Raw genomic sequence first — 8,250 nt, forward strand, 5'->3', positions numbered from 1 at the left:
CAAGGAGAGCTTGCAGATTTTGCTCATCAGCGCCGTAAACGACGTGCTAAAGATGATCGAGGACGACCGCAAGAACGCCGCGTCAAGGATGCTAGGCGGGTTTGCCGGCATGGGGCTATGGCAATGAAATGCGTAGCTATCTCGCGCCGTTTGGACGCGGTTTTTGGGCTCGCGCGGTTAAATTTCGGCGGCGCTTTGGATAGTACGACTGCAAATTTGAACTCAAATTTAGCTCGCAAATTTTGCTCTCCACTTTTTGCGGTTTTTGTGATTTGCGCATTTGCTGCGTCGCTTAGAGCCGAGCCGCGCCCGACGCAGGATGATTTTAACGCCTGCTTTGAGAAAAACCTGCCTGCCATGGTAAACGTCGCGGGTAACGGCGGTATCGCGATCACGCCAAATTTAATCGCCGTGCCAAAAGGCGAAATCCCCGTGAAAAACTACGTCAAATTTGACCCGTATCTGGGCCTCTATCTGGTCGCCTCGGACGCCAAACTCGAGCCTATGAAGATGGCCGACGATAACACAACGAAAAAAAGCGACTGGGTCAGCGTCACGCGCGATCTAAACGCGACCGTCTACGGCCACGTAAAGGCGCAGGCACAGGCGCTAGGCGAGCTGGACGTGCTCACGTTTGACGTAAACGGCACGGGTGCCGTGCTAAGTCCGTGCTGCAAGCTACGCGGTATCGCCGTGGGTGGGGACAAATTCGTCCCGAGCCGCTATCTAAGGCACTTTGCGGCGTATAAAGACGTTTACTACGGCGACGTCGGAGCGGTTTTTGAGGAAAAAGACGGCAAGCTCTACGTAAAGAGCGTCGATCCGCTCGGACGCGGCGCAGCGCTGATGGCGGGAGATGAAATTTTAAGCGTAAACGGCGAAAAAATGCAGAGCTTGCGCGAGCTAAACGAGAGGATTTTGTTCGCCAAAAAGGGCGAGCGGCTCAAATTTGAGATCAAGCGCGGCGACGAGGTTTTGAGATTTGGCGTGGCGGTTTCGGACGACGCGGCCAAAAAAGAGCAAAAAGCGCCGACGAAAGCGGATAAAAAGGCCGTCTCTAGCGACGCAAAACCCCAGTCCATACCTCAAAGCAGCGATGCCGCGAGCGTGCAAAAGCTCTACGGAATAACCTTTGACGAGAAGCTAACGGTAAAAAGCGTCGACGCAAACTCGGGCGCGGCCAAATTTGGCGTCAGAGTCGGCGACAAGCTGATACAAGTGGGGCAAAAGGCTGTCTCAAGCCGCAAAGAAGCGCTCGGCCTGCTCGCTAAAGGCGGCGGTCAAAATTTGCTATTTAGACGCAACGGCTTTGACTTTTTTTATAATGCGCGGTAGTCGCTGGCGGCAAATTTAACGCCTTTGTGGGCTAAATTTGAGAAATTTAGCCTGCGCCCGGCCAGTCGGCAAAATAAAACGGAGAATAGATGCAAAATCAAAATTTAGTGGCAAAATCAAAATTTAGCGGCAATGATCAAATTTGCCTTCAAAGCGCGGCGAAATCGTCAAATTTGAGCGAGTCGCAGGCGTTGCCGAAGTGTCAAATTTTGGTTCGCAGTTCGCGCGCGATCTCGTCTCAAAATCGCTCTCAAATTTTAAACTCGACCAAAGCCAAAACTAGCTCCGAAAATCCGACTCAAAGTCCGAAAAACCGATCAAATTTGATCTTGCTCAACGCGGCAAAAGGCTCGTGTTTTACCTCGGGCGCAAATTTGCAGCCAAATGCAAACCAAACCGCTCTTAGCGCCGCCGATCAGGACGCGCTTTTAGCCGAGTTTAAGGCGTTTTTGAGCGCGCATTTGCCAAGTAATCCTAGCTTTCATCCGTGTTTTGACGAGGCGCTTTCTTACACGCTAAAATCGGGCGGCAAGCACTTTCGCGCGATGCTGGTTGCAGGCGTCGTAGCGGCGGTGCATCCCGAGCGCAAAGAGGCGGCGTTTCACGTCGCGCTGGCATTTGAGACGATGCACAGCTACTCGCTCATCCACGACGATCTGCCCGCGATGGACGACTCGGATCTGCGCCGCGGGCAGCCTAGTTTGCACGTCAAATTTGACGAAGTGACGGCGATTTTAGCGGGCGACGCGCTAAACACTCATGCCTTTTATCAGATAGCAAAAGCTCCGCTGGACGCGGACGCGCGCATAAAATGCGTCGAGATCCTAAGCCGCAACGCCGGCATCTACGGCATGGCGCTTGGGCAGGCGGTGGATTGCTATTTCGAAAATCAAAAGCTAGGGCTTGAAGAGCTAAAATTTCTGCACATCCACAAGACCGCGCGCCTCATCGCGGCGAGCTTGCAAGCAGGCTGCGTCGTGGCGGGGCTAGATGAGGCGGAGGCTACGCGCATATACGACATCGGGCTTGATCTGGGGCTGGCGTTTCAGATCGCAGACGACATCATCGATGCGACGCAAAGCGCCGAAACGGCGGGCAAGCCGACGCATAACGACGGCGCGAAAAACTCCTTTACCAACCTTCTTGGCGTGGAGGGCGCGGTGCAGGCTAAAAACGAGCTTATCGCAAAGATAGAGCGCGAGCTAGGCGGCGTGCATGCGGGTATCCGCGCTATCGTGACGGGCCTCATCGACAAGCATCTACGGTAAATTTAGCTTAAATTTGCGTTTTAGGCGGTCAAATTTGAGCCGTCAAATTTGCCGTCAAATTTCGCAAATTTTATCCATAACTACAAAACTCTATCCGCTCGGTATAAATAAACGACGTTCTAAACCGTGCCGATCCTGCCGTAAAATCGGCAAAATTCGGTGTCCTTTTTATGCTATAATCTTTTAAATTTATCAAAAGGAGAGATAATGAAAAAAATAGCCTTATCGCTTGCGCTTTTGTGTGCGGCGGCATTTGCCAAAGAGTACGACTACATGCTAGCTAGCACCGCGCAAAAGACTTTTGAGGAGCCGACTTCTAGCTATGAAACCAAGCAAAGCTACGACGCCAAGGCTCGCCGCCTAGAGCTAGTGAGCAGCTCCGAGCTCGCAGACGGCCTAAAGGGCAAACACAAAGAGATCAGCTACTACAACAAAGCCGGCGAGATGACGAAATTTGAAGCCTATAGCTATGATTTTACCGCGAAAAAATGGATCAAAGTAACCGAATACAAAGCCGACTATAAAAAAGGCGTTCTCACGCAGGAGTCTAGTTCGTTTATCAGAGGCGTGCCGGAAAATGCTAGCAAAATCATCACAAAGTACCTAAAAAACGCTAGCGAAGAGATCAGATACGAGCTGGTAAAGGGCAAATGGCAAAAAGCCGCGCTAACCAAAACCGTCGAGAACGCATACGGCGAGAACGAGCTTATCGTGCTTAGCGTCTGGGACGGCAAAAGATGGCAGCCTAAATCAAAAACGCAGCTGCTCTACGGCGCAGACGGACAGACGCGCGGCTATGAGAGCTGGGACTACGAAAACGGCGCGTGGCAAAACCGCGAAAGAAGCACTGTTGCGGGCGACGTGAAGGGCAAATACGAGCAGGTAAGAAGCGTATTTGAGGACGGCGTGTGGCGCTATGACGAGATGTCAAAGCACGACTACGACGCCTCTAGCGGCAAAGACGTGACGATAAACCTCATCTGGAACGCCGAGCAAAACGCATGGGAAAACAATAGCAAAAGCGTCTCGGTCGTAGAGGGCGCGGGCTTCGAGACGGCGGCGTTTTTGTGGGATAAAGAGCGCAAAGAGTGGAAGCAGGAGTACTCCAACCGCAGCATCTACGACAAGAGCGGCGAGCGTCTGCTAACTCAGCGATACGACACGATGGACGGCAGCGAGAAGTTCGTCTACGGCTACAACGAGCGCGGCGATAACGTGAGCGTAGATATCTACGAGCTAGCTAGTGACGAAAACGGCAAAAGATGGGTGCAAAATAAGCGCCTGGAAACGACCTTTGATCCGCGCATATTAGCCGACGACGTCGGACACGGCGGCTCGCTGATGTCCTTTGAGATGCCTAGCAGATACGCGGTGACTAGCTTTAAGCAGTTCGTGGCGGCGGACGGTAAATTTAAGCTCGCTTCAGAGCAGACGTGGAAGTATAAAAGGGTCAAATGATCTTTTACTAGCGGCCCAACTGCGGTAAATTTGACGCTTTGGATTTGGTCAAATTTAATGAGCGCCCGAGCGTCAAATTTAGCTCGTTAAATTTTTCTTTTGCATCAAATTTGACGCCGTTTGGGCGGCTAAATTTAAAAAGGAGCGAATGTGAGATTTTTTTGGAAAGCGGCGGCGATGGCTGTGATTTGGGCCTTGCCACTAGCTGCGTCGGGCGAAATTTGCCTAAAAAAGACGAGCTACAAGACGGAGGGCGACGCCGTGCCGCACTACAAATACGAAACGAGCCAAGCTTACGACGCGAAGGCTCGACTACTAGAAAAAATCTACGACGAAATCAGCGATGAGGGCAAGCGCAGGACGAAAAGCATTGTTAAATTTGACGAAAGAGGCGAGCGCGAGATAGGCAGCGTTGAGTACGATTGGGACTTTGGCGCCGAAAAATGGCGCAAAGCAGGGTTCTTAAAAACAGAGAGGACAAAGGACGGCGCGTTTGTTTTTATTGATACGCGCGGTCAAAACGGCAAGCTAAACCAAGGTCAAAAAACCGTCGAAAAGCGAACGGGCGCGACGGAAATCTCTCAAAATTTCACTCTAAAAAACGGCAAATGGACGCCAACTTATCTAATCAAAAGACTTTATGACGAAAACCACAAAACCACGCTCGTAGCGACCTTTGAGTGGAGCGACAAGGCCAAAAAATGGACTCCGTACGAAAAATCGATATACCGCTATAAAGGCGACGTCTACGCTAGCTCCGAGGGCTATAAATGGCGCGGCAAATGGGTGCCGCAGACGAAGCATTCGGCCTTTACGGCTGCGGACGGAATGCGCACTGAGATAAATTTTACGTGGAGCCAGGACGCGTGGCAGCCGCAGGAGAGGACGGTGCAAAAAATAGAGCCAGAGTTTAGGCGTTTTACCGATCTTAGATGCCGCTGGGACGCCGCAAAGAGCGAGTGGAACGGCTGCTACAAAAACGTGCGCGAGGAGACCGAGCAAGGTCGGCTAAAGTACTCCGCATCGTCGTTTTGGCAGGGGGAGTCGCAGCGCTGGGGGGTTGTGTTTGAAAACGAGCTTAGCTACGACGCGCGTGGCAACCTGATAAAAAATCGCGAGATGTCTGATGGCGAGCGGCGCGAGTACGTCTACGCCTACGACGAGGCGGGAAATAACGTATCTTCGGCGCTTCGCGAGCCAGGTGAGAGCGGCAAATGGCGCGAAACGCAAAAGACGGTAAATGTATTTGAACGTGAAATTTTAGCACGCGACGTCATGGACCGCGGCTTCATCGGCGACTACGTGGCCGCGGGCGAAAACGCGATCAAAAGCAGCAAGCAGTATTTTTTAGACGGCGATGAGTTTAAGCTAAACGAGACGCTCGAGTGGTTTTACGAAAAATGCGAGCCGTCTCGTGAATGAGCCCTATATCGTTCAAATTTCGCGCGGCGACGCGATGATATTTGGCTGCGAGGCGGATTTTGGCGTCTAAATTTGACGAGCGGCGGAGTATGGTTTTTAAATAAAATTTAGGAGAAAATATGAAAAATTTGGATGAAATTTTACTCTCTTTCGACGAAAGTACACAAAATGTTTTATTTCTAAACGGCAATGGCGCTAAACACCCGGTTTGGGACGATGCGGACGAGGTTTTCGCAAAGGCGGTGGAGCAAATTTTAGATAAAAGCCTAGGGCTGAAAAAGGGCGTGGACTATAGCAAAACGCCTAAATTTTATGGTGCCCGGCCGCTCGCGTTTATCGGCGTGCATGCGCAGATGATCGGGCGAAAAAGCATAGGATTTTTGCTCACGAGCCGGCATCTTTTGGTTAAATTTGACGCGTCGGCCGTAAATGTCGATGAGGTAGCGGCTGCGTTTAGGCTCGGCAAGTATCTGCAAAACGAGCTGGAAACTCTCGCTTGGCAAGAGCTGGAAAAATGCGAATTTGAAATCGACGGCGAGATGAAAGCGGCGATGAAAAGGGCGCTAAAAGCCGTTTTAAATGCTATTTTTGAGGACGGAGTCCAAAACGACGAGGCAAAAATTTCGGATAAACTTTTAGAGTTAGGTCTTGGCGAAGCGCTAAAAACGCCGCTTGACGAGAGTAAGTTATTATCCAAATCGCTCGGCGTTTTTAAGCCTAGCTCGCCGATTTTTCATAGCTTAGATAGCGCGCTTTTTGGACTCAGTAAACCTTTTGGCGTGATTTTGGACGAGCGCGGGCTCATTAGCCGTGACCTTATGGAAGAGCCCGTTTTTAGCTCGTGGGATGAGATCGCAGACGCGTCCATAACGGTAAAAGAGGGGGAAGAAGACGTCATAATAATCGGCGAAAAAGAGCACCAGATACCTCTTGAGCTAAAAGAGAAAAAGGAAAATTTCGCCGAATTTTTAAAATTTACGGCGGCGCTAAAAGCGTAAAATTTAAGCCGAATTTTCGTATAATCGCATAAAAACTAAGGAGAAAAAATGCTAAAAAAGATGGCTGATACGATAAGGTTTTTGTGCGCTGATATGGTGCAGCAGGCAAACAGCGGGCATCCGGGCGCGCCGATGGGACTAGCGGACGTCATGGTCGTGCTGGCTAAATTTCTAAATCACAATCCTAAAAATCCAAACTGGCTAAACCGCGACAGGCTCGTATTTAGCGGCGGTCACGCAAGCTCGCTCGTGTATAGCTTTTTGCATCTTAGCGGCTACGATCTTAGCCTTGATGATCTAAAAAACTTCCGCCAGCTAGGCTCTAAAACCCCGGGCCACCCGGAATACGGTTATGCGCCGGGCGTGGAAACCACCACCGGCCCGTTAGGTCAAGGTATTACCAATGCGGTGGGAATGGCGATTGCAGAGAAAACTTTAGCCGGCCAATTTAACCGCGAAGGTCATGAAATCGTGGATCACCATACTTATGTGTTCTTAGGCGACGGTTGCTTGATGGAAGGGATTTCACACGAAGCCTGTTCTTTAGCCGGCACTTTAGGCTTAGGCAAACTAATTGCCTTCTACGATGACAATAACATTTCTATCGATGGTCATGTTGACGGTTGGTTTACCGATGACACACAAAAACGCTTTGAAGCTTATGGCTGGCAAGTGATTCCGGCAATCGACGGTCACAACCCGGCACAAATCATTGAGGCGATCAAACAAGCGCAAGCGGAAACCAACAAACCGACCTTAATTATTTGTAAAACCATTATCGGTTTCGGTTCTCCGAATAAATCCAACTCTCACGATTGCCACGGTGCGCCATTAGGTGATGAAGAAATCGCATTAACCCGCAAAGCATTAAACTGGGATTATGCCCCGTTTGAAATTCCGGCTGATGTTTATGCACAATGGGATGCGAAAGCAAAAGGCGCAGAGTTAGAAAAAGCCTGGCATGAAAAATTCGCTGCTTATGCGAAAGCCTATCCGGAATTAGCCGCTGAATTTACCCGTCGCATGGAGAAAAACCTTCCGGCAGATTGGGCAAAAGAATCTCAAGCGTTTATTGAGTATTTACAAGCGAATCCGGCAAGTATTGCAAGCCGCAAAGCCTCACAAAATACTATCGAAGCTTATGCCAAAGTGTTACCGGAATTACTTGGTGGTTCCGCTGACTTGGCAAGCTCCAACTTGACCCTTTGGTCCGGCTCTAAACCAATCCGTGCAACTCAAAACGTAGATGGTAACTATCTCAACTACGGCGTACGCGAGTTCGGTATGGCGGCAATCATGAACGGTATTGCGCTTCATGGCGGTTTCATTCCTTACGGCGCCACCTTCCTAATGTTCTACGAATACGCCCACAACGCCGTGCGTATGGCGGCATTAATGAAACAACGCAGCTTGTTCGTGTTCACCCATGATTCCATCGGTTTAGGCGAAGATGGTCCAACCCATCAACCGGTTGAACAAACCTCCGCATTGCGTTTAATCCCGAACTTGAACACATGGCGCCCTTGCGACCAAGTAGAATCTGCCATTGCTTGGAAAGCGGCGATTGAAAGAACCGATGGCCCAAGTGCATTAATTTTCACCCGTCAAAACTTGGCACAAATGGACCGCACTTCTGAGCAATTAGCTAACGTAGCGCGCGGTGCTTACGTGTTAAAAGACTGTGCCGGTACGCCGGATCTGATTTTCATTGCGACCGGTTCTGAAGTGGAATTGGCAGTGAAAGCCGCAGAACAATTAACCGCAGAAGG

General features: G+C 50.4%; 6 protein-coding genes and 1 pseudogene. All 7 read left to right on the forward strand.

Annotated elements, in window-relative coordinates:
- Window positions 1–127: pseudogene (locus Q0546_RS10695) on the forward strand (nucleoid-associated protein, YbaB/EbfC family); the annotation flags it as partial.
- On the forward strand, window positions 124–1,335 hold the full coding sequence (locus Q0546_RS10700; protein WP_298792912.1) for a PDZ domain-containing protein: 1,212 nt from the start codon (window positions 124–126) through the stop codon (window positions 1,333–1,335). The pseudogene Q0546_RS10695 and the gene Q0546_RS10700, both read left to right, overlap by 4 nt.
- Window positions 1,336–1,424: 89 nt before the next feature.
- On the forward strand, window positions 1,425–2,603 hold the full coding sequence (locus tag Q0546_RS10705) for a polyprenyl synthetase family protein (protein WP_298792914.1): 1,179 nt from the start codon (window positions 1,425–1,427) through the stop codon (window positions 2,601–2,603).
- A gap of 207 nt (window positions 2,604–2,810) precedes the next feature.
- Complete coding sequence (locus Q0546_RS10710; protein WP_298792916.1) at window positions 2,811–4,061, forward strand: hypothetical protein; 1,251 nt, start codon at window positions 2,811–2,813, stop codon at window positions 4,059–4,061.
- A 150-nt stretch (window positions 4,062–4,211) separates the two neighbouring features.
- Window positions 4,212–5,483: a hypothetical protein gene (locus Q0546_RS10715; protein WP_298792918.1), complete on the forward strand. Its 1,272-nt coding sequence runs from the start codon at window positions 4,212–4,214 to the stop codon at window positions 5,481–5,483.
- A 119-nt stretch (window positions 5,484–5,602) separates the two neighbouring features.
- The gene (locus Q0546_RS10720) at window positions 5,603–6,481 is read left to right on the forward strand and encodes a hypothetical protein (RefSeq protein WP_298792919.1); all 879 of its coding nucleotides are present in this window, start codon (window positions 5,603–5,605) and stop codon (window positions 6,479–6,481) included.
- 48 nt (window positions 6,482–6,529) lie between these two features.
- On the forward strand, window positions 6,530–8,250 hold a 1,721-nt coding region (gene tkt / locus Q0546_RS10725), incomplete at its 3' end, for a transketolase (RefSeq protein WP_298792920.1).

It is taken from the genome of uncultured Campylobacter sp. (assembly GCF_937997465.1).
Lineage (GTDB): Bacteria > Campylobacterota > Campylobacteria > Campylobacterales > Campylobacteraceae > Campylobacter_A.

Coding starts and splice junctions, on each gene's coding strand:
- Q0546_RS10700 (WP_298792912.1), top strand. CDS start 124: ATGAAATGCGTAGCTATCTCGCGCCGTTTGGACGCGGTTTTTGGGCTC.
- Q0546_RS10705 (WP_298792914.1), top strand. CDS start 1,425: ATGCAAAATCAAAATTTAGTGGCAAAATCAAAATTTAGCGGCAATGAT.
- Q0546_RS10710 (WP_298792916.1), top strand. CDS start 2,811: ATGAAAAAAATAGCCTTATCGCTTGCGCTTTTGTGTGCGGCGGCATTT.
- Q0546_RS10720 (WP_298792919.1), top strand. CDS start 5,603: ATGAAAAATTTGGATGAAATTTTACTCTCTTTCGACGAAAGTACACAA.